Source organism: Micromonospora sp. NPDC049891 (genome assembly GCF_040660295.1).
In the GTDB taxonomy this organism is placed as follows: Bacteria; Actinomycetota; Actinomycetes; order Mycobacteriales; family Micromonosporaceae; genus Micromonospora.
Window position 1 is genome coordinate 260,604 of sequence record NZ_JBFAML010000003.1, and the last position, 24,352, is coordinate 284,955.

Sequence of the window (24,352 nt, forward strand, 5' to 3'; positions counted from 1 at the left end):
TTTCGCCGGCCGTGCGGCAACTCCATTGGGCATGACCCCCGCACCGCCCCAGCTTCGGCCTGGACGCGCCTGGCGCGTACCGCACAGCCTGTTGTCGGTCGTCGCGGGAGCGCAGGGCTCAGTATGCCCACCGATCATCCTGGTCGGGGATCGGTGGGCCGGCGTACGAGCGTGAACCAGCTCCGCCACGGCGCTGGTGGGCAGTCGGCGATCGGGCCGATCCTCGTGAGCGGTCCCGCCCCGAATTCTGCGCCTGAAGGCGTTAGCCGAGGTAGCGGGTGACGACCGGCGTCGTGCCGGGTGGGGAGGTCAGCGGGCTGCGGCGCGAGCGACCAGGTTGCCGATCATGCGTCCGAAGTCGAGACCGGCGGCCTGTACCGCGAGCGGCAGCAGCGACGTCTCGGTCATGCCCGGCGAGACGTTCACCTCAAGCACGTGCGGCTGACCAGCCGAGTCGACGATCAGATCGACCCGGCTGAGGTCGCGCAGGCCGAGGGCGGTGTGGGCGGCCAGAGCCACCTGGGCCACCGATTCGGCGACCGTGGGCTCCAGCCGGGCGGGGGTGTGCCAGGTGGTCCGGCCGGCGGTGTAGCGGGCCGCGTAGTCGTACACCCCGTTGCGGGGCACGATCTCGACGGCCGGGAGCGCCTGCGGGCCGTCGCCCAGGTCGACGACGGAGACCGCCACGTCCATGCCGGGCACGTACCGTTCGACGAGGGCCGTCGAGTCGTACGCGAAACAACCAACCATGGCGGCCGGCAGCGACGCCGCGTCCCGGACCACGGCGGCGCCCAGGCCGGAACCGCCCTGGGCGGGCTTCACCATGAGCGGCAGCCCCAACCGCTCGACGATGCGGTCCAGCACGGCCACCGCGCCGAGTTCGCTGAACCGGTCGTGTGGCAGGGCCACCCAGTCCGGGGTGGCGATGCCGGCCTCACGCAGCACGGCCTTCGCCGACGGTTTGTCCCAGGCGAGGCGGGAAGCCCGAGCGTCGCATCCGACGTACGGAACGCCGCACAGGTCCAGGACGCCGCGCAGTGACCCGTCCTCGCCCGTGGCACCGTGCAGAGCGATCACCACGGCGTCAGGTGGGTCCGCGGTCAGGGCCGGCAGCAGAGCGACATCGGCGTCGCGCAGTTCGGCCTGCATTCCGACGGCTCGCAGCGCGTCGAGTACCCGGCGGCCCGAGCGCAGCGACACGTCACGCTCGTACGACAGGCCACCGGCGAGCACGAGCACGTGAAGATCGGTGGTCTCGGGGCCCGACACGGCGGGTTCTTCGGCAGCGGTGACACCCATGCCGGGCATCATGCCAAGTCTGGTCCTGGCGTGTCCCAGCCGGCCCGGCCGCGCCGGCCACCGGATCCGCCGACCGCGCCGAACACCCGCCGCATGGCGATGTCCTGCTCCATCACGCTGGCCAACCGGCGGACGCCCTCCCGGATCCGCTCCGGCGGCGGGAACGAGAAGTTGAGCCGCATGTGCCCGTTGCCGCTGCCGTCGGCGTAGAAGCCGGTACCGGGCACGTACGCCACCCGCGCGGCGATGGCCCGGGGCATCATCGCCTTCGAGTCGAGCCCGTCGGGCAGCGTGGCCCAGACGAACAGCCCGCCGCCCGGCACGGTCCAGCGGGTGCCGGCCGGCATCAGGTCCTCAAGCGCGGTGAGCATCGCGTCCCGCCGCTCCCGGTAGACCTCCCGGTAGACCTTCAGCTGCTCACGCCAGGGCATGGTGCCGAGGTACGTGCTGACGGCGGCCTGCGCGTACGCGCTGGGGCAGAGGATCTGGGCCTCGCTGGCGATCACCAGCTTGTCGCGTACCGCGTGCGGCGCGAGGATCCAGCCGACCCGCAGCCCTGGGGCGAACGTCTTGGAGAACGTGCTGAGGTAGAAGACGCCGTCCCGCCGCCGCGCGCGCAGCGGCGCGGGCGCCTCGCTTTCGAAGCCCAGCTGGCCGTACGGGTCGTCCTCGACCACCAGCAGCCCGGCGCGCTCGCAGATGTCGAGGACCTGTTCCCGCCGCTGCTCGGTGAGCGTCACGCCGGTCGGATTCTGGAAGGTGGGGATGGTGTAGAGGAACTTGACCCGGCGTCCGGCCCGGGCCTGCTCCGCGATGGCGAGCTCCAGCGCCGCCGGGATCAGGCCCTCGTCGTCCATCGGCACGTGTACGACCTGCGCCTGGGCGGCCTGGAACACCCCGAGTGCACCGACGTAGGTCGGCCCCTCGGCGAGCACCACGTCACCCGGGTCCAGGAAGAGGCGGGCCACCAGGTCGAGCGCCTGCTGCCCACCGACGGTCACCACCACGTCCTCGGGCGAGGCACCGCAGGCGGCGTCGATGCCGGAGAGGGCCATCACCTCGCAGATCCGCTCGCGCAGCTCCAGGGTGCCCTGACCGATGCCGTACTGCAGGGTGGTGCTGCCGTGCTCGGCCCCGAGCCGGCCGAGCATCTCACCGACGGCGTCCAACGGCAGCGCGGCGATGTACGGCGCGCCACCGGCGAGTGAGACGACCTCCGGTCGGCTGGCCACCGCGAACAGGGCCCTGATCTCCGACGCGGTCATGCCCCGGACCCGGCGGGCGTACCTGTCGGTGTAGTCGTCGAGTGTCGTGCCGGTCATCACATCACCCCGATGGCTGCTCGGACGGCTCCGGTCCCGGATACCCCGGACAACGGCGACCATGGCGGTACGGCGCGCCGATTGTCGATCCTAGCCGCCGTACACCGCCCGACGCGCCTCCGATTATTCGCGCGTCCACATGCCGGACCGCCGGCCGACGCCCCTGAGGTGGACGTTCACCCTTACTCTCCCCTGGCGCCGATCGGCGGCGTACGATCGCTCGTCGGGGGCAGGAACACGGCGGTGCCGTCCGGGCCGCTGCGGCGGCGGTGCCGTCCGGGCCGGTCCCACCTCCGAGCCTAGTGTGGGGAAGCGCCAATGTCGCGACGTCTGGTCAGCCTGACCCTGGACACCCTGGAGGACCTGCCCCGTCCCTGCCGGCAGTGCGTCTACTGGGAGCTTGATCCGGTTTCGGCGGACCGGGCCTGCGCCGCTGGCGACCCTGGGCTGGAGAAGGAGGCGTGGGTCTCGCAGACCCTGCTCGAATGGGGTTCCTGCGGCAAGCTGATCTACGTCGACGGCATGCCGGCCGGCTTCGTCATGTACGCCCCGCCGGCCTACGTCCCCCGCTCGATGGCCTTCCCGACCTCTCCGGTCTCCGCCGACGCCGCGCTGCTGATGACCGCGAACGTGGTGCCCGCGTTCTCCGGCGGGGGCCTCGGCCGGATGCTGGTGCAGGGGGTGGCCCGCGATCTGACCAAGCGCGGGATCAAGGCGATCGAGGCGTTCGGCGACGCGAAGTTCGGTGACTCCGCCGATCCGGGCGGAGCGTGCGTGGCACCTGCCGACTTCTTCCTCTCGGTGGGCTTCAAGACGGTTCGTCCGCATCCGCGGTTTCCCCGGCTGCGGCTGGAACTGCGGACGGCGTTGAGCTGGAAGTCCGACGTCGAGTACGCGCTGGAGAAGCTGCTCGGCTCGATGAGCCCGGAGTCGTTGCTGCGCCCGGTCCGGCCGACGCCCGCCACGCGTTCCACGGCCGGCTGACCACCACCTGACGTCGCGACCTGTTGACCGCCACCCGGGTGGGTCGCTCAGTCCACCACGTTGCCGGCGGCGACCGCTGCCCGTAGTTCGCTGACGTCGATCGAGCCGGTCGGCACGTCGCGTTCGATCGGCAGGTACATCCGCTGCACCGCGGCCACCATCGCCTCGACCAACTTGTCGCGGAACCGGGGAGCGATGAGCCGCTCCCGGTCGGTCGGCGAGGTGAGGTAGCCGACCTCGACGCGTACCGCCGGCATCCGGGTGATCCGGAGCAGATCCCACGCCTTCGCGTGGGTGCGGCAGTCCCGCAGCCCGGTGCGCGCGACGATCTCCCGCTGGACCAGCCCGGCCAGCCGTTCACCGGTCGCCGAGGTCACCCCGTTGTCGGTGCCGTAGTGGTACGTGGCGACGCCCTCGGCCATCGGGTTGGCGTGGCCGTCGGTGTGCAGGGAGATGAACACGTCGGCGCCGAGCGAGTTGGCCAGTTGCGCTCGGTCGATGTCGGGCAGGCAGGTCTCCGGCGACGGTCCCCGGGTGAGCTGCACCCGCACGCCGGACGCGGCGAGGCGCCCCTCCAGCCGGCTGGCCAGATCGTGCATCAGATCCGCCTCGGTCCAGCGCAGCGGACCGTCCGCCACCACCACGCCCGGATCGGTCCCGCCGTGGCCCGGGTCGATCACCACGGTCCGGCCGACCAGGGTCGGCCCGGACTGTCGGATGGCGTCGGACTCGCGCAACCACTGCGGTCGGCCGCCGACCACCTTGCGGCCCAGCCGGCGCAGGGCGCCCATGGTGTGTGGGCCGCAGGTGCCGTCGGGAACAAGTCCCACCTCACGCTGGAACTGGGCCACCGCTCGGGACGTGCGGATGCCGTAGATGGCGTCGGCCCGGCCGGTGTCGTATCCCATCTCCAGCAGCCGCTCCTGTAGCGACCGGACATCCTCGCCGGTGAGTGGGACCGGCACCGCGTGGTAGAGGGTGCGGGCGCCCAGCCGCCAGCGGGCGGCGTCGAGCGCCCGCCAGGTCTCGGCGCCGACCCGGCCGTCGACGCTGAGGCCCCGCGACTGCTGGAACGCCCGGACCGCCCGTTCGGTCGCCGGATCGAACTCGTCACTGTGCGGGCCGGTCGCCTTCGACAGCAGGTCGAGGCCGGTCAACACCGCACGGATCTCGGTCACTGCGGGTCCCCGATCACCGGGACGGATCGGACGCACGCACGACCCCCTCTGCACGGTGGTGGCTGCCAGGCCTCGCCGACGACGGGTGGGTGCCGTTGGCGGGGACCAGGTGCTCACCGGCGTCCGGCGGCCCCGGTTCGAGGTTATGCGCTGGGCGATCCGCAGGGGTGGTGGGCGGCGAAAAACGCGTCGACCCCGTGCCGGTGGGCCCGGCTCGGGGTCGACGTCGAGGTCGTTGCTGGGGTCAGAGCGCAGATTCGATCAGCTTGACCAGTTCGCCCTTGGGCTTGGCGCCGGCGATCGACTGCACCGGCTCACCGTTCTTGAACACGGTGAGGGTCGGCACCGACATCACGCGGTACGTCCGGGCGGTTTCCGGGTTCTCGTCGATGTTGAGCTTGACGATGCTGACCTGGTCGCCCATCTCGCCGGCGATCTCCTCCAGCAGCGGCGACACCTTGCGGCACGGCCCGCACCATTCGGCCCAGAAATCCACCAGGACCGGCTTGTCGGACTTCAGCACGTCTGCGGCGAAGCTCGCGTCGGTGACCGACTTGGTTGCTCCCACTGTTGACCCCTCCTCCTCCGATGTATCTGGTTAAGCCTTGTCAGTCGCTCTTGGGCAACGTTGCGATGAAACGTTCCGCGTCCAGGGCGGCCGCGCAGCCGGTCCCGGCCGCGGTGATCGCCTGCCGGTACGTGTGGTCGACCAGGTCACCGGCGGCGAAGACACCGGGGATGCTGGTCCGGGTGCTGGGGGCCTGCACCTTCACGTACCCCTCGTCGTCCATCTCCACCTGCCCGCGGAACAGTTCGCTGCGCGGGTCGTGGCCGATCGCCACGAACACACCGGTGACGTCGAGCACCTTGGCCTCGCCCGTGTGGACGTTGCGCACCCGTACGCCGGAGACCTTGCCGTCCGCGCCGAGCACCTCCTCCACCACGGTGTTCCACTCGACCTTGATCTTGTCGTTGCTCAGCGCCCGCTCGGCCATGATCTTGCTTGCCCGGAACGAGTCGCGGCGGTGCAGGATCGTCACCGAGTCGGCGAAGCGGGTCAGGAAGCTGGCCTCCTCCATCGCCGAGTCACCGCCACCGACCACCACGATGTGCTGGTTGCGGAAGAAGAAGCCGTCACAGGTGGCGCAGGAGGAGACGCCGTGACCGAGGTACTCCTGCTCACCGGGAACGCCGAGCGGACGCCAGGCGGAACCGGTAGCGAGGATCACGGCCCGGGCGCGGTACGCGGTTTCTCCGACCCAGACGGTGCTGACCGTGCCGGGGTGACCGGTGTCGGCCAGCTCGACCCGGGTGACGTCGTCGGTCAGGAACTCGGCGCCGAACCGCTCCGCCTGCTTACGCATGTTGTCCATCAGCTCGGGGCCGAGGATGCCGTCCGCGAAACCGGGGAAATTCTCCACCTCGGTGGTGGTCATCAGTGCGCCGCCGGACTGCACGCCCTCGATCACCAGAGGCTTGAGGTTGGCACGCGCCGCGTAGACCGCCGCCGTGTAGCCGGCCGGCCCGGAGCCGATGATGACCAGGTTGCGGACCTCGTCCACTGCCGTCTCCCAATCGTGTTGACTGTCGTCACCGGCGTACGGGCCGATGCCGATCCGAGTGCCGACGCGGCGGCAACTGATGTGCAGAACGTCATCGTACGAAGCGGGAATTCCCGAGCCGGTCACTCGGTGGGTCAGGTCACGTGGACGGTCAAACGTCCGGCGACCGCGGAATCACCCTACCCGCGTACGGTAGCGGGCGTCCGAGCCGGACCCGGGTACACCACACTCCGGGCCACTGACCCAGGCCCAGTTCGCGCCGGAGGCGTCGGTGAACTGGAGGACCAGCGCCGGCAGCCCCTGGAAGCGGGCGTAGTCGATGACGTCGAAGACCAGCTGTCCTCCGCCGTGCTCCGCGCCGATCTCCGCGAGGCAGGCGCTCAACGCCGTCTGGTCACCGAGCCGGGCCAGATCTCCGGGGGCGGGCAGCCGCTCGTGGTTCTGCGCCCCGAGCCCCGGCTCACCGCTGCTGGAGAACTGCCTGATGCTCGGCGTCATGCGGGCCAGCGCTTCCGCCGTGTAGTCGGTGCCGCTGCGTTGCGGGGGGCCGACGACCCGGTACGGTGCGCCGGCCGCCGCGGTGGCGCGTTCGGGCGCCGACTTGGTGGCGGCCTGCCCTGCGGAGTCCTGCGGGTAAGCGTGCGGCACCGCGGGACTGGCGGCCCGATCGTTGAGGGCGGTGTCGGTGGCGACGTCGTCCCCCTGGCCCGGCTGGAACAGCTGGAGCGCGCCCAACCCGACCACAGCGGCGGCGGCGAGCGCGACCGGCCCGGCAACGCGGGCCCAACGGCGACGTCGCCGACCGGGCCGCGACGAGGCGGTCCGATCCTGTCCCGGCCGTAGCGGCCCGCCGGGCCGCCGAGGACCGCCGAGCGGCTGAGCCGGTACGAGCGCCACCTTCCCGCCGGGCGATTCCGACCCGGGGCCGTCCATGGCCGAATCACCGGCGATCTCCGGGCCCTCGGGGTCCGCAGCCGCGATCTCCGGGTCCTCGGATGCCGCCACGGCAGACGCGTCCTCGGCGATGGGTGCGGCGAGCGGAGCCGCGTCGGCGAGGGCGGCGCTGATCCGGTCCGCGATCTCCGGTGGGAGTTCGGGTGTCGGCTCGCCCCACCCGGCCAGCTCGGCCCGGACGCTGTCGACGGCCGTGGCCAGCAGCGCGTGGGCGTCGGCCCAGGCCGGGTCCTGCGTGACCAGTCGGGTGATCTCAGCGTGCTCGGTGGTGCCGTCCAGCGCGCCGCCGAGGTAGTCGGCGAGCAGGTCGTGGTCGACCTCGCTGAACTCCCCGGTACTCACGCTTCCTCCTGCTGGTTGGCGGCCGGCCGGGACCGCCCCGACCCCGATCGGACGCCCGACGGCGCTTTCGGGTTCCCGCCGGTGACCTCCGGCACGTTCGGTCTGGAAACAGCCGTCGGCCCGTCACCGGGTCGCAGGTGGCCGAGCATGACCGCGAGCCGGGCCCGACCCCGGGCGCAGCGACTCTTGACCGTCCCCTCGGCGACTCCGAGGATCCGCGCGACCTCGGCGACCGGGTAGCCCTGCACGTCCACCAGGACGAGTGCGGCCCGCTGCTCCAGCGGCAACGCGGCCAGGGCATCCCGGATGACCATCGCCGTGTCGTGGTCGCGTACCGGCGCGGCCAGCTCGACGCCGCCGGTGGCGGGACCGTCCTCCGGACCGTGGAGCCCGTCGGGCAACGGCACAGTGGGGTGGGCCTTGCGGCGGCGGATCCGGTCGAGACAGGCGTTGACCACGATCCGGTGCAGCCAGGTGGTGACTGCCGAGTCGCCTCGGAACCGGTCGGCCGCGCGATGGGCGGACAACAGCGCGTCCTGGAGGGCGTCCGCGGCCTCCTCACGGTCGCCGAGCGTACGCAGGGCGACCGCCCAGAGCCGGTCGCGGTGCCGGCGGAACAGCTCGCCGAAGGCGTCCCGGTCACCGGCGACGTGGGCGCGCAGCAGATCGAGGTCGCTGACCGTGTCGTCCACGGAGGCGGTGCCCATCTGGTTGCGCCCGGCGTCGCGTACTCCCATCACCCGACCCGGTGGCTGCCGCCGTGCTGGATTCTCATGACCCCTGGACCGTGATCTCCTGGACACCGACCTTGAAGCCGCCGCCGTTCGGAGGCAGCTCGGTGATCCAGAACAGCAGGTAGCGGTACTTCTTGTCGGCGTCGAAGCCGTCGAAGGTCATCGTGGTGCCGTCGTGTGCCTCGAAGGGCTGCCCGATCTTGTTCTTCAGGTACGCCGTGAGGACCTGATCGTCGCCCGCACTGGACGACGGGGCGTCGATCGTGCCGGTGAGCAGCTCCGCTGAGGCACCCCTGTCGGAGAGGTTCACCTGTACCGACTTCACGGTCCGCTCGGCTCCGAGGTCGATCCAGACGCCCATGCCCCGCTTGAGGTTGCCGAAGTTGCTGCGGTTGTAGGTCTCCGTGGACCAGCCCTCGTCCTGGTCGCCGTCGAAGACCTTCTCAGCGTCGCGTACCTCGCTCCGGTTGTTGCTGTCCGGGTCGATGATCCGAGCATTGCTGATCTTGAGATTCCGAACCGCGGGCGCTGCCGGCTCCTCGCTCACCGGCGCGCTCGATGTCGGCGCCGCGACCGGGTTCGTCTGCGGGTCCCCGTCGTCGTCGCCGAGGGTGCTGATCCCGATGAGGAGCCCGATCAGGGCCACCGTCAGCAGCCCGGCGATCCCCAGGGCGACCTTGCGCCCGCCGGCCGCGGCCAACGGTGAGGGCTCCTCGCCGGTCTCGCCGGCGAACCGCAGCGGGCCGCTGTTGTCGAGGTAGTCGTCGTCGGGCACGTCGAGCCGGGCCAGCTCCGCCGTCAGGACGTCCGACGGGGGCGGGGCGATCTCGGCGTCGAGCAGATCCATGGTCAGGTCGTCCAGGTAGGCCGGCACACCGGCCCGGACCTGACGCGGGGCCGCGACGGCCCCGTTGGCGTCGCGTACGGCGTCGGGAATGGCCGCCCTACCATGCCCGGCGGTGGCACCGCGCAGCGGCGCCTCGGCGTGCGGCCAGTAGCCGGTCATCGCGAAGTAGAGGATGCCGCCGACGGCCCGGACGTCGCTCTCCTGGCTGTCGTCGCCGTCGGTGCGGGCGTCCGCGAGCACCACCCGGCCGTCATCGCTGATCATCACCGTGCCGGGGTGCACGTTGCCGTGCACCATGCCGGTGGCGTGCACGGCGGCCAGGGCGCTGGCGACGGAGTTACCGACGGCGGTCGCGCGAGCGGCGTCCAACGCCCCGCCCGCGACCAGGTCCCGCAGGGACTGACCGTCGACCCATTCGCGTACCACGTAGGCCCGCTCGGCCTCGTCGATGGCGTCGTACACGCCGACCAGGTTGGGGTGTACGACCCGGCTGGCGGCGACCGCGGCCTGAAGCATCTCGGTGGCGGACTCGCCGCCCGGGTAGCGCATGACGACCGCGACCGGCCGGCGCAGCACGACGTCGACCCCACGCCAGACCAGACGGCCCGCGCTGTCGTTGTTGATGTGCTCGACCAGTTCGTAACGTTCGGCGAGGATCTCACCGGCCGTCGGAGCACCGAAGGTCATGACCGGCGGAGTGGTCTCGTCCGCGTCCTGACCCTCGCCGACCTGGGTCACCCGTCCTCCCTCGGTGATCGTGTCGATCGATGGACCCGCGCTGCTGGGCATCTGCTTCCCGCTCCGCCTTCGTCTGGTACCGGCCGGCCGGTCGCAGCACGGTGCCGCGCGCCGGTGTCTGCCGTACCCGTCGAGTGCGACCTTACCCGGGATGACCCGATCCCCGACATGTCATCTTCCCGCCGTACGGTGACGGTGGAGTCAGCAGTCGGTGGACTCGTCCCGTTACCACCGTTGTCGGCCCCGTTGCTGGTACATGTACCAGCCAATCTAGAGGTTGACCACAACCGGCTCCGGCTGGGGCGGAACCGGTCGCGTCGGCGGGTTCGGCAGCGCCCGATTCCCCGTCAATCGGCCGGGCATGCTCGGCCGTCCGGCTGGTTATCCACAGGACGATCCGCCAGTTGAGCGGCGGCGCGCGGAGTTATCCACAGGCGCATCCCCAGCCTGGTGATCCGCGGTCACTCTGGGTGTACGGCAGGGCGGGCAGGTTCAGCGGCCGAGTCGGCGACGGACCATGCCGACCACCTCGGTGATCTCGGAGATCCGCAGCAGAGTCGCCAGACCCAGGTAGGTACCGCCGATCACCGCACCGCCGACGAGCAACTGCACGATCGCCTCCAGCCGCGTCGGCGTGTCGTCGCCGGGCAGCAGGGCCACCACCAACAGGCCGGCCACGGCGGCGCCCAGCGCCGCGACGACCACCCGGCCGAGGGTACGCAGAATCGCGCCCAGCCCGATCCGGCCGACCCGGGGGCGCAGCAGCCAGGCGGAGGCGATCGCCGCAGCCAGATACGAGACGGCGTTGCCGATCATCATTCCCGCACCGACGAAGCTCGCCGAGAAGATCGCGAACAGGGCGATCTGCACCCCGATCCGGAGTGCCACCACCGGAATGTTGATCAGCGCCGGCATCCGGGTGTCCGGCAACGCGTAGAAGGCGAAAGTGAACAGCTGGCTGATCGCGAAGGGCACCAGCGCGAGCGCGGCGGCCAACAGCACCAGGGAGGTCGCGGTGGCGTTGTCGTCGGTGAACGCGCCCCAGCGGAACAACGTGAACGCGATGGGGGTGGCCAGCACGGCGTAACAGACAGCGATCGGGGCGAGTACCGCCGACACGGTCCGGGTGCCCCGGGACAGGTCGGCGGCGAGGTCGGCGTACCGGCCGTCGGCGGCGGCGGCGCTCATCCGGGGCATCAGCGCGGTGATGATCGACACCGCGATGATGCCGTGCGCCGTCATCAGCAGCAGGAAGACGTTGTTGTAGATCAGTGGGCCGGCGGCGTTCTCCTTGCCGGCACGGTTCAGCAGGTTGAACAGCACGATGAGGCCGAGCTGGCTGACCGCGACGTAGCAGATCATCCAGGCGCCGAGTCGTCCCAGCTCGGCCAGACCGAGCTTGCGGAAGTCGAAGCGGAGCTTCCACCGGAAGCCGACCTTGCGCAGCGCCGGCAACAGACCGGCGACCTGGATGGCCACGCCGATCAGCGTGCCACCGCCGATGAGCAGGATCCGCCCGGTCGTCATGTCGTCGGGACCGACGATCTCGGCACCGAAGATCGCGATGTAGAGCCCGGCCGTACCGATGACGACCAGGTTGTTCAGGATCGGTGCCCACATCGGCGCGGCGAAGTGGCCTCGGGTGTTGAGCACCGCGCTGATCAGCGCGCTCAGGCCGGAGAAGAAGATCATCGGCAGCATGAGCCGGGCCAGGGCGGTGACCAGTCCGGAGTAGCCGGCAGCGGACTCGTCCGCGCCGTAAAGCCAGGTCAGCGGCGCGGCGAGAGCGACAGCGAGCACGGCGGCAGCGCCCAGAGCGAGCACGGCCAGGGTCAGCAAGCGCTGTGCGTACGCCTGGCCACCGTCAGCGTCCGCCTTGCGCCGACGCACCAGCACCGGGATCAGCACGCTGGTGAGGATGCCGCCGAGCAGGAACTCGTAGACCATCCCCGGCAGGATCTGGGCGGTGGTGTAGGCGTCGCCCACGAGCGCACCACCGAGGGCGGCGCCGATGACCAGATTGCGCAGGAAGCCGGTACCCCGACTGACCAGGCTGCCCAGCGCCATGATCGCGCTGTTGGCGGCGGCGCTGCCCTCCGCCACCTGTTCCTGCGGGGGCGCGACCGACTCCATCGCGGGCTGGTTCAACGGCTCGGCGGAGATGAACGTGGCACCGTCACCGGGCCGGCCGCCGGTCGCGCCGCCCTGCTGGGCGTTCGCGCTGCGGTAGAGCCCGCCGCTCATCTGTTGCCTCCAAGGGGTAAGCCGGAGCCGGCACCGGCCCACACGCCACAGACCTTAGTCAACCCCCGCCGGTTACCCGCGCCCGGCGGAGGAGATGCCGCTCAGGACCGATAGGCTGCGGATCCGATGTCCGAAGCCGCCGCATCCCACGCCACCGACCGCCGCGATCTCACCGCCGCGCAGCGCAACGCCGTCGCCGAACTGCTCCGGGTCTCCCCGGTGGCCGACGAGTTGGGCCGCCGGTTCGCCGCCGCCGGTCACGAACTGCACCTCGTGGGCGGTTCGGTACGCGACGCCCTGCTCGGCCGGCTCGGTGAGGACCTCGACTTCTGCACCGACGCACACCCCGACCAGACGCTTGACGTCGTGCGGGGCTGGGCCGAGGCGATCTGGGAGACCGGCCGCGAGTTCGGCACCATCGGCTGCCAGCGTGACGGCCTACGCCTGGAGATCACCACGTTCCGCGCCGAATCGTACGACCAGGTCAGCCGTAACCCGGTGGTCGCCTACGGCACCAGCCTCGTCGAGGATCTGCGACGGCGCGACTTTACCGTCAACGCGATGGCGGTAAGCGTTCCCGAGCACCGGTTCACCGACCCGTACGGCGGCCTGGCCGACCTGGCCGCGAAGATCGTGCGTACCCCGGGCACGCCCGCCGAGTCGTTCGGCGACGACCCACTGCGGATGCTGCGGGCCGCCCGCTTCGCCGCGCAGTTGCGCTTCGCGGTCCACCCGGACGTGCGGGCGGCGATGACGAGCATGGCTACCGATCTGGACCGGATCACCGCCGAACGGATCCGCGACGAGTTCACCAAGCTGCTCTGCGGCGCAGACCCGATCTCCGGCCTGCGGTTGCTTGTCGACACCGGGCTGGCCGAGCGCTTCCTGCCCGAGTTGACCGGGCTCAAGCTGGAGATCGACGAGCACGCCCAGCACAAGGACGTCTACGAGCACACCCTCACGGTGGTCCGCAACGCCGTCTCGTACGAGGAGGACGGACCGGACTTCATCCTCCGGATGGCCGCGCTGATGCACGACGTGGGCAAGCCGGCGACGAAGGCGATCGGCCCGGACGGGCGGGTCAGCTTCCACCACCACGAGGTGGTCGGCGCCCGGCTCACCAAGGTGCGGATGAAGGCGCTGCGCTACCCGAAGGACGTCACCGCGAAGGTGACCGCGCTTGTCGCGCTGCACCTACGCTTCTACGGGTACGGCCGGGGCGAATGGACCGATTCGGCGGTGCGTCGGTACGTCACCGACGCCGGCGACCTGCTGCCCCGGCTGCACAAGCTGACCCGGTCGGACTGCACCACCCGCAACCGCCGGAAGGCGGCCCAGCTGGCGGCGGACTACGACGCGTTGGAGGAGCGGATCGCCCGGATCGCCGCCGAGGAGGACCTCGCCCGGGTCCGGCCCGACCTCGACGGAAACGCGATCATGGAGCTGCTGGGTGTGCCACCGGGACCGGTGGTGGGACGGGCCTGGAAGTACCTGAAGGACCTGCGGCTGGAGCACGGCCCGTTGGATCGCGACACGGCCGAGGCGGAGTTGCTGCGCTGGGCTCGCGACGAGGGCATCGTCAGCTGACCGAGGCCTGATCGGCGACGGCCCTCCACTGCGGATGACGCAGGCCGTGACGGTCGATACGACGAGACGCTTACGTTTCGACCGAAAGGTTGACGCGGCTCTCTCGATGCTCATTCATGATGTTGGAACGTTCGCAGTCCGCTGCTCGGCAGCCGGAGCCGGACGATCCAATGTTTGTCCGACCGTCCATGGGACACGGTCGACGACCGACGGGGGTAACACCTAGTGAAACGCCGTGGCGTACTGCGCCGCTCGGCGGTGGCGGGGCTCGCCCTCGCCACCGCCTCGTCCATCATCGGCGTCGTCTCCGGCGGCGCCGTCAGCGCCGCACCGCCGGACCAGCCGCGAGCCGAGGTGCTCGGCACCGGGGCCGGCGGTGTCGTGCCGGACCGCTACATCGTCGTGCTCAAGGACCGAGGGGCCACCTACAGCTCCGTCCGGGCCACCGCGTCGGCGTTGGCCGGGGCCAACGGTGGCACCGTCCGGACGGTGTTCAGCAACGCCCTCAGCGGCTACTCGGCCACGATGAACCAGCAGCAGGCGAGGAAGCTGGCCGCCCACCCGGCGGTGGCGTATGTCGAGCAGGTCCGCCGCCTGTCGGCCAACGGAACCCAGAGCAGTCCGCCGTCGTGGGGCCTGGACCGTCTCGACCAGGCTTCGGCCAAGCTGAACAAGTCCTACAAGTACCCGAACACCGGCAGCAAGGTCACCGCGTACATCCTGGACACCGGCATCAACGTCAAGCACCAGGACTTCGGCGGTCGGGCCACCATGGGGTACGACGCGATCAACCCGCCGCCGCCACCGCCGCCGCCGACGCCCAAGCCGACTCCCACCCCCACGCCTACCCGTACGGCGACTCCGACTCCGACGCCGACCGCGACCCCCACCGTCACGCCCAGCACGACCCCGACGGTGGACCCCACCTCGACGGTCGACCCCACCCCGACGGTCGACCCCACCCCGACGGTGGACCCCACCCCGACGGTGGACCCTGAGCCGACCGAGCCGGGTGCCGTCCAGGCCCAGGCGAACGGGGACTGCAACGGCCACGGCACGCACGTCGCCGGCACCGTCGGTGGCGCCAAGTACGGTGTGGCCAAGAGCGTCAAGCTGGTCGGCGTACGGGTGCTCGACTGCGACGGCTACGGCACCACCGAGCAGGTCCTCGCCGGCATCAACTGGGTGACGGCGAACGCGAAGAAGCCGGCCGTGGCCAACATGAGCCTCGGCGACGTGACGGCGATCCCGTCGATCGACGAGGCCGTGAAGCGGTCCATCAACTCCGGCATCACGTACGCGATCGCCGCCGGTAACTCGTGGATGGACGCCTGCAAGGCGTCCCCGGCGCGGGTGACCGACGCGATCACCGTTGGCGCGACCGACCGGGTCGACATGCGCGCCTGGTTCTCGAACTACGGCAAGTGCATCGACGTGTTCGCGCCGGGCGTCAGCATCGTGTCGGCACGGCACGACAGCAACACCGGCAGCGTCGGATACAGCGGCACCTCGATGGCGGCTCCGCACGTGGCGGGCGCGGCAGCGCTGCTGCTGCACACCAACCCGTCGTGGAAGCCGAAGCAGGTGCGCGACCGGATCGTCACCACCGGCATCGCCGGCACCGTGTACGACACCAAGGGCTCGATGGACCGTCTGCTGACGGTGGGCTCGGTGACCCCGACCCGCAGCGCGTACGGCTTGAAGGCCAGCTCCAACGGCAAGTACATCACCGCGGCCAGCACCAAGAAGGCTCTGCTCAACAACGGCAAGAGCATGGGTACCGCGCAACGGTTCGACATCGTCAACGCCGGTAGTGGCCTGGTCGCGCTGCGCTCGAAGCAGACCGGCCGGTACGTGGTGGCCCCGAGCAAGGGCACCAAGCCCCTGATCGCCAGCCACAAGACGATCGTCACCGCGGCGAAGTTCACGATCGTGAACCACACCGACGGTCGGGTCAGCCTCAAGGCCAAGGTCAACGGCAAGTACGTGACGGCGTCGAAGACCGGTACCGCAGCGCTCCGGGCGAACCGGACCAGCATCGGCACCAACGAGAAGTTCACCTTCGAGGCGCCGGCACCAGTGATCAGCATCAGGTCCAAGGCCAGCAACAAGTACGTGGTGGCTGCCAGCAGCACCAAGCCGCTGGTCGCCAGCAGCAAGACCGTGACCAAGTCGGCGAAGTTCCAGATCGTCAACCGGGGCGACGGCTTCTTCGGCCTCAAGGCGCTGTCCAACGGCCGGTACGTGACCGCGGCGAGCAAGGGCACCAAGCCGCTGATCGCCAGCAGCAAGACGCTCGGACTCTGGCAGACCTTCGACTTCGCCGACTACAACGGCGACGGAACCGTCTTCTTCCGGGCCAGTGACAACCAGGCGGTCTCCGCCGGGGCGTCCGGCACCAGCAAGCTCATCTCGAACAAGACGATCAGGTGGACCGCCTTCGAACTGGGGCTGGGCAAGGGCGAGAAGTTCACCGTCTCCGCCGCCTGATCAGCACGTGATCCGATCCGGCGCCCGCCGGAGCCCCCGACATCTCGGGACGCTCCGGCGGGCTTCGGCCTTTCCGGGACCGCGCCACCCTGACCACCCTCCTGCCACCAGGTGGACAATGGCGGGATGCGTTGGACCGTGCTCGACTCGCCGATCGGGGAGTTCTCCGTGGCCACCGACGGGGAGAGCGTCTGTGGGACGCACTTCGGCCCGGTCGGTGACGGGACCACCGAGCCGGCCGACGAGACCTCCCGGCGGGCGGTGGCGGAACTGCGGGCGTACTTCGCCGGGGAACTCACCGACTTCGGCGTGCCGGTGACCGTGCCGCGCGGCTCCGACTTCGAGCGGGCGGTGTGGCGGGAGATGACCCTCATCCCGTACGGAGAGACACTCACCTACGGTGAGGTCGCCCGGCGGGTCGGTGATCCAGGAGCGGCCCGGGCGGTCGGCGTGGCCTGCAACCGCAACCCGATCCCGGTGATCGTGCCGTGCCACCGCATCATCGGGGCCGGTGGGAAGCTTGTCGGCTTCGGTGGCGGCCTGGACCGCAAGGTGAAACTTCTGGAGCTGGAGGCCCGGGTGGCCCTGCAACGCGCCTGGTCCTGATCAGTCCGGAGCGGGCAGGCAACCTCCGTCGGCGATCCGGGTGCCGATCTCCACAGTGACGTCGTCCTGACGGACGCTGCCGAAGACGCACGCCCGGCCGGTCCACCCCGCGAAGATCAGACCGTCGCCGGGTCCGAGATCGAGCCGCCCGGGCGGCCGCACGATCACGTCGGTGAGGCCGGTGGCGGTGACCGCCCGCTCCACGGCCTCCTCGTCGGGTACCTCCCGGCCGCCGTCGGTGAGCAGATTCAGCCCCTTGAGCACCTCGGTGGCGCAGGCGCTGGCACCGCTGGCCACCTCAGGTGCGAGCGTGCCGCGCTGCCGGAAGGCGTCGTTGGCCGCCTGCTGACGCCGGAACATCTCCTCGCGTACCTGCTCGTCGGTCATCGGATTGCCGGTGCCCAGCGGTGCGGGTTCAGTCGGCGTACCGGAGGGGTCGGCGGGTTTCGTCGCGACCTCCGGCGGTGCGACCCCGGCGGCGACGCAGCGGGCCTCGACCACGGACGGCAATGGGTCGGGCGGCATGACCTCCTGGTCTGCCTCAGCCGTCGGCCGGCTGCCCGGGAGGGCGCAGGCGAACAGGCTGGTGGTCAGCAGCGCGCCCGCGAGTGCGGTGGCGATCCGGCGTCCCGACCTGGCAGCCTGCGTAGCGTCGGCGAACGGCACGGCGATCAGCGTAACGTTCCGCCGTCGACGGCGTGGCCCGTGCGGGTGACGGCTCGGGCCGCCCGCCGCGAAGCGGTCACGATGTGCGGCGGGTCGGGCGGTCAGGCCGCCGGTTGAACGCGACATGCCGCACGTCGTGACATCCAGTCCGTACCTGAAGACGCGGGCCTGTGCAGAGACGGCGGGTGCCGGGTCCGCACGGACCCGGCACCCGCCGTCAACTGCTGGTGGTCAGCGCCTCAGCGCTCGATCTCGCCGGCGATGAACGCCTCCACGGCGGCGTGCGCGTCGTGGTCGGCGTACTGCACCGGCGGGGACTTCATGAAGTACGACGAGGCCGACAGGATCGGGCCACCGATCTTCCGGTCCAGGGCGATCTTCGCGGCCCGGACAGCGTCGATGATGACACCTGCCGAGTTCGGCGAGTCCCACACCTCGAGCTTCAGCTCGGCGTTGAGGGGCGTGTCACCGAACGAGCGGCCCTCCAGGCGGATGTACGCCCACTTGCGGTCGTCAAGCCACGGCACGTGGTCGGACGGGCCGATGTGCACGTCGCTCTTGGCCATCTCGTGCGGCACCTGGGAGGTCACCGACTGGGTCTTCGAGATCTTCTTCGAGACCAGGCGGTTGCGCTCCAGCATGTTCATGAAGTCCATGTTGCCGCCGAAGTTGAGCTGGTACGTACGCAGCAGCTCGACGCCCCGGTCCTCGAAGAGCTTCGCGAGGGCGCGGTGCACGATGGTGGCACCGACCTGGCTCTTGATGTCGTCACCGACGATCGGCAGACCCGCGTCGGTGAACTTCTGCGCCCACTCGGGGTCGGAGGCGATGAAGACCGGCAGGGCGTTGACGAACGCGCAGCCGGCGTCGATCGCGGCCTGGGCGTAGAACTTGTCGGCCTGCTCCGAGCCCACCGGCAGGTACGAGACGACCACGTCGACCTGCGCGTCGCGCAGCGCCTTGGCCACGTCGACAGGCGTGGCGTCCGACTCCTCGACGATCTCGCGGTAGTACTGACCGAGGCCGTCGAAGGTCGGGCCGCGCTGCACGGTGACGCCGGTCGGCGGCACGTCGCAGAGCTTGATGGTGTTGTTCTCGCTGGCGACGATCGCCTCCGCGAGGTCCATGCCCACCTTCTTGGCGTCGACATCGAACGCCGCGACGAACTGCACGTCAGAGACGTGGTAGTCGCCGAAGGTGACGTGCATGAGACCCGGGACGCGGTCGTTGGGGTCGGCATTCCGGTAGTACTCGACGCCCTGTACCAGGGACGAGGCGCAGTTACCCACACCGACGATGGCGACGCGGACGGAGCCCATCGCGTGTGCCTCCTTCTTCTCTGTCACGGCCGCTCTGTCCTGGTCTCGCCAGGCGGAGGCGGGCTGTTGTCTTCTCGTGGGCCGCCGGCCGTCCCGTCGTTCGGGACCGTCGGGGCACGGCCGGAGCGCTCGTTGGCGATGAGCTCCTCCAGCCAGCGGACCTCACGCTCACAGGCCTCCAGGCCGTGGCGCTGCAGCTCCAGGGTGTACGCGTCGAGGCGCTCGGCTGCCCGGCCCAGCATGTCGCGAAGCCCTTCGCGACGTTCCTCGATCGTGCGGCGGCGACCTTCCAGGATTCGAAGTCGGGTCGCCCGGTCGGTTCGGGAAAAGAAGGCGAAGTGCACACCGAAGCCGGTGTCGCCGTATGTCTCCGGCCCGGTCTGTGCGATGAGCTGGGCGAAGCGTTCTTTTCCTTCCGCGGTGATTTCGTAGACCACCCGACCTCGTCGGCTGGTCAGCGCGGGAACCTCCTCGGCGGTGGCGGGTGTCTCGTCGGCCTCGGTGATCCATCCCGCCGCCTGCAGCCGGCGCAGGGTCGGATAGAGCGAGCCGTAACTGATGGCGGCGCGGATCGCACCGAGCTTGGCGGTGAGCTCCTTGCGCAGCTCATAGCCGTGCATCGGGGCCTCCTGCAACAGGCCGAGGATGGCGAGTTCGAGCACCGGCCACCCTCCCTTTACCCTGTGCGTGGAGCGCTAACCGCCACGATGTATCGGACCGATACATCGCACCGTAGCGTCTCGTTCCAGTCTGGGCAAACTCCCGTTCTGATGTCCTGTGGTCACGGATCGTCACGGTGGTCGCCTCGTCAAAGGAGACCGCGTACCCTTTCCCGCATGCGTACGCAGCGCCAGGTCGTCGACTACTCGCTCCGAAAGCGAGCGGCGCTGCGTGAGCTCCTCGCCGGGCGCGTCGGCACCTATGACCTGTGCGATGCGTCGCCCTACCTGAAGAACGCGGCTCGGTTCCACGGCGAGCCCACCGACGAGCGGTGCCCGATCTGCCGCAGCGAGAACCTGACCCTCGTCCACTACATTTACGGGGACGAACTCAAGCAGTCGGCCGGCCAGGCCCGTAATGTGGCTGAGCTGACCGTGCTGGCGATGACGCTGCGTGAGTTCCAGGTCTTCGTGGTGGAGGTGTGCCTCGGCTGTGACTGGAACCATCTCGTCGAGCAGTACCTGCTCGGGCGGGACGGTCTCACCGGCGTCGCCGACGGCGACCCGGAGCATGGTGAGGCGAGCGGCATGACCGCCGACGGAACGGGTGTGCGGCGAAGGCGAGAGGCGCAACGGTGATACGAGCTCGATCGGCCGGCCCCGGTCGCGTGCGACGCGGCTGGGGTGACCGACGGCTTGTAGGTCTGAATGGTCCGATTGATGCGGATCTGATGCCAGGAGTGCGGCACCCCCGTGCCGTGCCCGCAGGTGTCACAACTCACGGCAAACCGGTGGCGGTGCGACCGCGCCCCACCGCGACGGCAGGGTGTGAGGAATGAACTCGTACGGCGATCCCAGCTCCTCGCGCGGCCGGGCCTGGATTCCGGGCCAGGACGACCCGGGGCAGGCGGACGACGCGTACCGCCGCCCGGGTGGTGAACCGCGCGGAGTCAACTGGTCCACCGGCCCGGAGGCTTCCGGCCCGTCGGCCCGTGCCTCGGTCGGCGGACGGGCATCGGTCGGTGGCTCGGCGAGCGTTCCGCCACGTGGCGGAACCACCGGCGCGGCGCCGGTCGGCCGGGCCGGCCCCGGCCGTGCCTCCGTGCCGGTCTCACCGGCTGCCCCCGGCCGTGCTTCGGTGCCGGTCTCGCCCGCCCCGGGCCGCGCCGGCCGTGCTTCGGTGCCGGTGTCGCCCGCCGGCCCCGGTCGCGCCTCGGTCGGTGCTGCCGCCGTCGGCGCGGCGTCGGCCGGTCGGGCCAGCGTCGGATCGGCGTCCGTGGGTGGCGTCGGCGGTCGGGCCGCGGTGGCCCGGGCAAGCGTCGGTGGTCCTGGCGGGCCCGGTGGACCGGGTGGTCCCGGCGGACCGACCGGCCCCGGCCGCGGTGGCCGTGACCCGGGTGCGGTGGCCCGCGCCCGCAAGCGCAAGCGGATGAACATGCTGATCGCCGGCTTCGCGGTGTTCATCATGCTGGCCGGCATCGGCGTGGTCGGGTTCACCTACTACTCGACGAACGTGGTGCTGCCCAAGGAGATCCCGCTGCCGCTCTCCACCACCGTCTACGCCAAGGACGGCAAGACGCTTGTGGCGAAGCTCGGCAACGAGAACCGCACCTTCGTCACCATCGACAACATCCCCGAGTACGTGCGGGACGCCGTCGCCGCCGCCGAGGACCGCAACTTCTACCGGCACTCGGGCGTCGACTACAAGGGCATCGCCCGGGCCGCCTGGAACAATCTCTCCGGTGGCGACAAGCAGGGTGCCTCGACCATCACCCAGCAGTACGCGCGCAACGCCTACGAGAACCTCCAGGACGACAGCTACGCGCGGAAGGTGAAGGAGGCGATCCTCGCCTCGAAGCTGAACGACAACTTCACCAAAGACCAGATCATGGAGAACTACCTCAACGTGATCTACTTCGGTCGCGGTGCGTACGGCATCGAGGCGGCGGCCCAGACGTACTTCAACACCAACGCGAAGAAGCTGACGGTGGCGCAGGCCGCGGTGCTCGCCGCGCTGATCAAGCAGCCCGTCGCCAGCGCCACCCACAAGGGCTTCGACCCGGAGACCAACGAGGTCGACGCGAAGTCCCGGTGGGAGTACGTCATCAACGGGATGGTCCAGGAGGGCTGGCTGAACGCCCCGGGCAAGCCGGAGCGGCCGACCGAGTACCCGAAGGTCCAGAAGTCGAAGAAGAACAACGGCTTCGGCGTGGCCACTCCGCGCGGCAATGTCATCAACTACGTCCGCAAGGAGATGGCTGCGTGGGGCATCTGTACCGAGTCCGGTGAGCCGGACAAGCCCACCTGCGTCGACGAACTGCGCGAGGGCGGCTACCGGATCACCACCACCATCGACCCGAAGATGCAGAAGGCCCTGGAGGAGGCGGCCCAGCCGGACCGCAAGGGCTCGGTGCTCAAGGGTCAGCCGAAGAACCTGATGTCGGCGGCGGTCTCCGTCGAACCGAAGACCGGCCGGGTACTGGCCTACTACGGCGGTGACAACGGCACCGGGTTCGACTACGCCGGCCTGAACACCAACCAGAACGGCGACCTCGTCGGCGGCCACCCGCCAGGCTCGTCGTTCAAGGTCTACACGCTGGCCGCGGCGATCGACGCCGGCATCTCGGTGAAGTCGCACTGGGACGCCACGCCGTTCAAACCCGAGGGCTACGACAATAAGATCCAGAACGCCGGTCGGGACGTGCGACAGACCTGTAACAAGTGGTGCTCGCTCCAGGAGTCGACCGTCCGGTCGTACAACGTGCCGTTCTTCCACCTCACCGAGGACATCGGCGAGGACAAGGTGATCGACATGGCCCGCCGCGCCGGCATCCGCACCATGTGGACCGTGGACCCGCCGAAGGCGTACGACCTGACCAAGCACAAGCCCGAGGAGCTCGGGCGCAAGCACTTCGACCGGGTGGTCGGCTTCGGCCAGTACCCGATCACCGTGCTGGACCACGCCAACGGCCTGGCCACCCTCGCCAACAAGGGCAAGTACAACAAGGCGCACTTCGTCCGGACTGTGGAAAAGCAGAACAAGGCCACCGGCAAGTGGGACAAGGTGCCCGGCACTGGCGAGAAGCTCAAGCCGCAGCAGGTGATCCGACCGGAAGTCGCCGACGAGGTGACCGCGGTGCTCAAGGAGATCCCCGGCAAGAACAATGCCAACCTGGTGAACCGCGAAGCCGCCGGCAAGACCGGCACCTGGGAGCACAACGGAACCCCACGCAACGCCCACGCCTGGATGGTCGGTTACGACGAGAACGTGGCCACCGCCGTCTGGATCGGCAGCCGTGACCCGAAGAAGCCGACAATCATCGACAAGAACGGCTCCGACATCGGCGGTGGCAGCTTCCCGGCCGCGCTGTGGAAGCGGTACATGGACGATGCCCTGAAGGGCTACGACCCGTCCAACCTGCCGGACGTCACCGGAGTCGGCGATCAGGACGCCGGCAACGGCGAGGAGCCCGCACCGCCACCGCCCCCGCCGGGTGGCAACCAGCAGAACTGCAACCCGCTCGACCTCCTCTGCCAACTCAACAACGGTGGCAACAACGGTGGGGACAACCGCGGCGACAACGGCGGTCCCGGCGGCGGGAACAACGGCGGCAACAACCCGATCACCCCACCCGGAGGTGATCAAGAGCCGGGCGGTGAAGGCGGCGGACTGCTACCGCCGAGAAATACGACCCGGAACTAGCGCCCACTGACGCCGCGGGCGGTCGGAGAATCTCTCTGGCCGCCCGCAGCTCGTTTTCCGGCACGAGATGCCCGCAGTGTGAGGTGGGCACCGGCCGTGGGCTCGCCGACCGGTCCGGTAGTAGCTTCAGTCGGCACCCATGCCAGCGAGGTCGGCGGACAGGGACGTCAGCAACAAGCCATGCGATTCGCTCGGGCGATGGGCAACGTCCGGTCGTCCTGGCCGGTCAGCGGACTTGCTTCGCCGGGCGTTTCATCATCCCGTTGTCGCGCCGCCTCGTGCGGTGGTGCCCGTGATGGTGTCGCGATGATCGGCCGATGAGCACTGATCCTAGGCTCCCCCGAGCAGAGGGACGAAGAGGAAGAGGTGCACACGTGCAGAAGCTGTCCAGCAGGAGAGCCTTCGGTAACCTGCTCGCGGGGGTCATGATGGCGCTCGCCGCCATCCTGGCCGTGCCCGCGGCGGCGGCGGCCGAGCCCGCGAAGAACGCCGCCGAGAGCATCGACGAGACCTGTCGAAACAATGGCGGGGGAGGATACGTTTCTTGCAATGGCAAGGACCCGGTGGCGATGAACTGCACCGGCAACTCGACGAAAGCAACGGTCAAGGCGAAGAACGGTGTGCAAATCGAGTTGAGGTACTCGTCGTCCTGTCAGGCGTACTGGACCCGGTACATCAACACGCCGGGTGCCACCGGTGAGGCGCGGATCAAGGGCACAAATATGGTCCAGACAAAGACGTTGGCGGCGTACAAGGGCGAAGAGGGCTGGACGCGGATGCTCTCGGCCGCCCAGAACCCCAAGGCGTGCCTGTTCTTCTGGTACGCCCCGTTCAGCGAGTACATGGAGTCCTGCGCCTAGGAACACACAGCAATGATCGGCGGGTGACCGAGGCACCCTCGGTCGACCGCCGATCATTTTCGCAAAGTCGGTGTGCCTGATCGTTGCCTAGTCCGGGAGCGTCCGCCAGCTACTGACAACTGTTGATTCGGCTCGTATGCACATGACCGCAATCTTCCTGTCGGGCTCAAGCATCAGGGCCTGCCCGTAGCGATGGCGCCGTAGTGAGGCAACGATGAGAGTTGCCGCCAAAATTGCGCCGATCCGGGCCACGGCGAT

19 protein-coding genes are annotated in these 24,352 nt (G+C 69.9%); 7 read left to right on the top strand and 12 right to left on the bottom strand.

Going from position 1 to position 24,352, the window contains the following annotated elements; genetic code table 11:
- Positions 1 to 309: 309 nt before the first annotated feature.
- Positions 310 to 1,299, bottom strand: a complete 990-nt coding sequence (locus tag AB0I71_RS06595) for a D-alanine--D-alanine ligase (RefSeq protein WP_357582225.1) — start codon at positions 1,297 to 1,299, stop codon at positions 310 to 312.
- 8 nt (positions 1,300 to 1,307) lie between these two features.
- Positions 1,308 to 2,621, bottom strand: a complete 1,314-nt coding sequence (locus AB0I71_RS06600) for a PLP-dependent aminotransferase family protein (protein WP_357582226.1) — start codon at positions 2,619 to 2,621, stop codon at positions 1,308 to 1,310.
- Between the two features lie 318 nt (positions 2,622 to 2,939).
- Here AB0I71_RS06600 and AB0I71_RS06605 point away from each other — a divergent pair, with 318 nt between their 5' ends.
- Positions 2,940 to 3,605, top strand: coding sequence for a GNAT family N-acetyltransferase (locus AB0I71_RS06605; RefSeq protein ID WP_099848413.1), 666 nt, complete (start codon positions 2,940 to 2,942; stop codon positions 3,603 to 3,605).
- Between the two features lie 47 nt (positions 3,606 to 3,652).
- Here the strand turns inward: AB0I71_RS06605 and AB0I71_RS06610 are convergent, their stop codons facing one another.
- The 7 genes from AB0I71_RS06610 to murJ form a co-directional block, all read right to left on the bottom strand.
- Positions 3,653 to 4,819: an N-acetylmuramoyl-L-alanine amidase gene (locus AB0I71_RS06610; protein ID WP_357582227.1), complete on the bottom strand. Its 1,167-nt coding sequence runs from the start codon at positions 4,817 to 4,819 to the stop codon at positions 3,653 to 3,655.
- A gap of 208 nt (positions 4,820 to 5,027) precedes the next feature.
- The gene (trxA, locus tag AB0I71_RS06615; protein ID WP_164448776.1) at positions 5,028 to 5,351 is read right to left on the bottom strand and encodes a thioredoxin; all 324 of its coding nucleotides are present in this window, start codon (positions 5,349 to 5,351) and stop codon (positions 5,028 to 5,030) included.
- Positions 5,352 to 5,391: 40 nt separating this feature from the next.
- Complete coding sequence (gene trxB, locus AB0I71_RS06620; protein WP_357582228.1) at positions 5,392 to 6,345, bottom strand: thioredoxin-disulfide reductase; 954 nt, start codon at positions 6,343 to 6,345, stop codon at positions 5,392 to 5,394.
- A 174-nt stretch (positions 6,346 to 6,519) separates the two neighbouring features.
- Positions 6,520 to 7,641, bottom strand: a complete 1,122-nt coding sequence (locus AB0I71_RS06625) for a hypothetical protein (protein ID WP_357582229.1) — start codon at positions 7,639 to 7,641, stop codon at positions 6,520 to 6,522.
- The gene (gene sigM / locus AB0I71_RS06630) at positions 7,638 to 8,378 is read right to left on the bottom strand and encodes an RNA polymerase sigma factor SigM (protein WP_357582230.1); all 741 of its coding nucleotides are present in this window, start codon (positions 8,376 to 8,378) and stop codon (positions 7,638 to 7,640) included. The genes AB0I71_RS06625 and sigM overlap by 4 nt, the downstream gene beginning before the upstream one ends.
- A 34-nt stretch (positions 8,379 to 8,412) precedes the next feature.
- Positions 8,413 to 10,011: a protein kinase family protein gene (locus AB0I71_RS06635; RefSeq protein ID WP_357582231.1), complete on the bottom strand. Its 1,599-nt coding sequence runs from the start codon at positions 10,009 to 10,011 to the stop codon at positions 8,413 to 8,415.
- A gap of 441 nt (positions 10,012 to 10,452) precedes the next feature.
- Positions 10,453 to 12,204: a murein biosynthesis integral membrane protein MurJ gene (gene murJ / locus AB0I71_RS06640; protein ID WP_357582232.1), complete on the bottom strand. Its 1,752-nt coding sequence runs from the start codon at positions 12,202 to 12,204 to the stop codon at positions 10,453 to 10,455.
- A 126-nt stretch (positions 12,205 to 12,330) separates the two neighbouring features.
- Between murJ and AB0I71_RS06645 the strand changes: the two genes are divergently transcribed.
- The 3 genes from AB0I71_RS06645 to AB0I71_RS06655 all read left to right on the top strand — a co-directional run bounded on the left by AB0I71_RS06645 (position 12,331) and on the right by AB0I71_RS06655 (position 16,887).
- Complete coding sequence (locus AB0I71_RS06645; protein ID WP_357582233.1) at positions 12,331 to 13,791, top strand: CCA tRNA nucleotidyltransferase; 1,461 nt, start codon at positions 12,331 to 12,333, stop codon at positions 13,789 to 13,791.
- Between the two features lie 225 nt (positions 13,792 to 14,016).
- A complete protein-coding gene (locus AB0I71_RS06650) occupies positions 14,017 to 16,281 on the top strand; it encodes a S8 family serine peptidase (protein ID WP_357582234.1) in 2,265 nt (754 codons plus the stop codon).
- Positions 16,282 to 16,407: 126 nt separating this feature from the next.
- On the top strand, positions 16,408 to 16,887 hold the full coding sequence (locus tag AB0I71_RS06655) for a methylated-DNA--[protein]-cysteine S-methyltransferase (RefSeq protein ID WP_357582235.1): 480 nt from the start codon (positions 16,408 to 16,410) through the stop codon (positions 16,885 to 16,887).
- On the opposite strand, the gene AB0I71_RS06660 is transcribed toward AB0I71_RS06655, so the two are convergent.
- From AB0I71_RS06660 to AB0I71_RS06670, 3 genes are all read right to left on the bottom strand, one after another.
- The gene (locus AB0I71_RS06660) at positions 16,888 to 17,553 is read right to left on the bottom strand and encodes a hypothetical protein (protein ID WP_357582236.1); all 666 of its coding nucleotides are present in this window, start codon (positions 17,551 to 17,553) and stop codon (positions 16,888 to 16,890) included.
- 239 nt (positions 17,554 to 17,792) lie between these two features.
- On the bottom strand, positions 17,793 to 18,872 hold the full coding sequence (locus AB0I71_RS06665) for an inositol-3-phosphate synthase (RefSeq protein WP_099848429.1): 1,080 nt from the start codon (positions 18,870 to 18,872) through the stop codon (positions 17,793 to 17,795).
- Between the two features lie 23 nt (positions 18,873 to 18,895).
- Entirely contained in the window at positions 18,896 to 19,534 is a 639-nt protein-coding gene (locus AB0I71_RS06670; protein WP_204004315.1) for a PadR family transcriptional regulator, read from the bottom strand.
- 174 nt (positions 19,535 to 19,708) lie between these two features.
- On the opposite strand from AB0I71_RS06670, the gene AB0I71_RS06675 reads away from it, so the two are divergent.
- The 3 genes from AB0I71_RS06675 to AB0I71_RS06685 all read left to right on the top strand — a co-directional run bounded on the left by AB0I71_RS06675 (position 19,709) and on the right by AB0I71_RS06685 (position 24,094).
- Complete coding sequence (locus tag AB0I71_RS06675) at positions 19,709 to 20,170, top strand: DUF5318 domain-containing protein (RefSeq protein ID WP_357582237.1); 462 nt, start codon at positions 19,709 to 19,711, stop codon at positions 20,168 to 20,170.
- A gap of 196 nt (positions 20,171 to 20,366) precedes the next feature.
- A complete protein-coding gene (locus AB0I71_RS06680) occupies positions 20,367 to 23,234 on the top strand; it encodes a transglycosylase domain-containing protein (RefSeq protein ID WP_357582238.1) in 2,868 nt (955 codons plus the stop codon).
- Positions 23,235 to 23,608: 374 nt separating this feature from the next.
- Positions 23,609 to 24,094 (top strand): DUF2690 domain-containing protein, encoded by a 486-nt coding sequence (locus tag AB0I71_RS06685; protein ID WP_357582239.1) that lies wholly within the window; start codon positions 23,609 to 23,611, stop codon positions 24,092 to 24,094.
- Positions 24,095 to 24,352: the final 258 nt, after the last annotated feature.

Coding starts and splice junctions, on each gene's coding strand:
- AB0I71_RS06645 (WP_357582233.1), top strand. CDS start 12,331: ATGTCCGAAGCCGCCGCATCCCACGCCACCGACCGCCGCGATCTCACC.
- AB0I71_RS06680 (WP_357582238.1), top strand. CDS start 20,367: ATGAACTCGTACGGCGATCCCAGCTCCTCGCGCGGCCGGGCCTGGATT.
- AB0I71_RS06655 (WP_357582235.1), top strand. CDS start 16,408: ATGCGTTGGACCGTGCTCGACTCGCCGATCGGGGAGTTCTCCGTGGCC.
- AB0I71_RS06600 (WP_357582226.1), bottom strand. CDS start 2,621: ATGACCGGCACGACACTCGACGACTACACCGACAGGTACGCCCGCCGG.
- sigM (WP_357582230.1), bottom strand. CDS start 8,378: ATGGGAGTACGCGACGCCGGGCGCAACCAGATGGGCACCGCCTCCGTG.
- AB0I71_RS06675 (WP_357582237.1), top strand. CDS start 19,709: ATGCGTACGCAGCGCCAGGTCGTCGACTACTCGCTCCGAAAGCGAGCG.
- murJ (WP_357582232.1), bottom strand. CDS start 12,204: ATGAGCGGCGGGCTCTACCGCAGCGCGAACGCCCAGCAGGGCGGCGCG.
- AB0I71_RS06665 (WP_099848429.1), bottom strand. CDS start 18,872: ATGGGCTCCGTCCGCGTCGCCATCGTCGGTGTGGGTAACTGCGCCTCG.
- AB0I71_RS06635 (WP_357582231.1), bottom strand. CDS start 10,011: ATGCCCAGCAGCGCGGGTCCATCGATCGACACGATCACCGAGGGAGGA.
- AB0I71_RS06595 (WP_357582225.1), bottom strand. CDS start 1,299: ATGGGTGTCACCGCTGCCGAAGAACCCGCCGTGTCGGGCCCCGAGACC.
- AB0I71_RS06605 (WP_099848413.1), top strand. CDS start 2,940: ATGTCGCGACGTCTGGTCAGCCTGACCCTGGACACCCTGGAGGACCTG.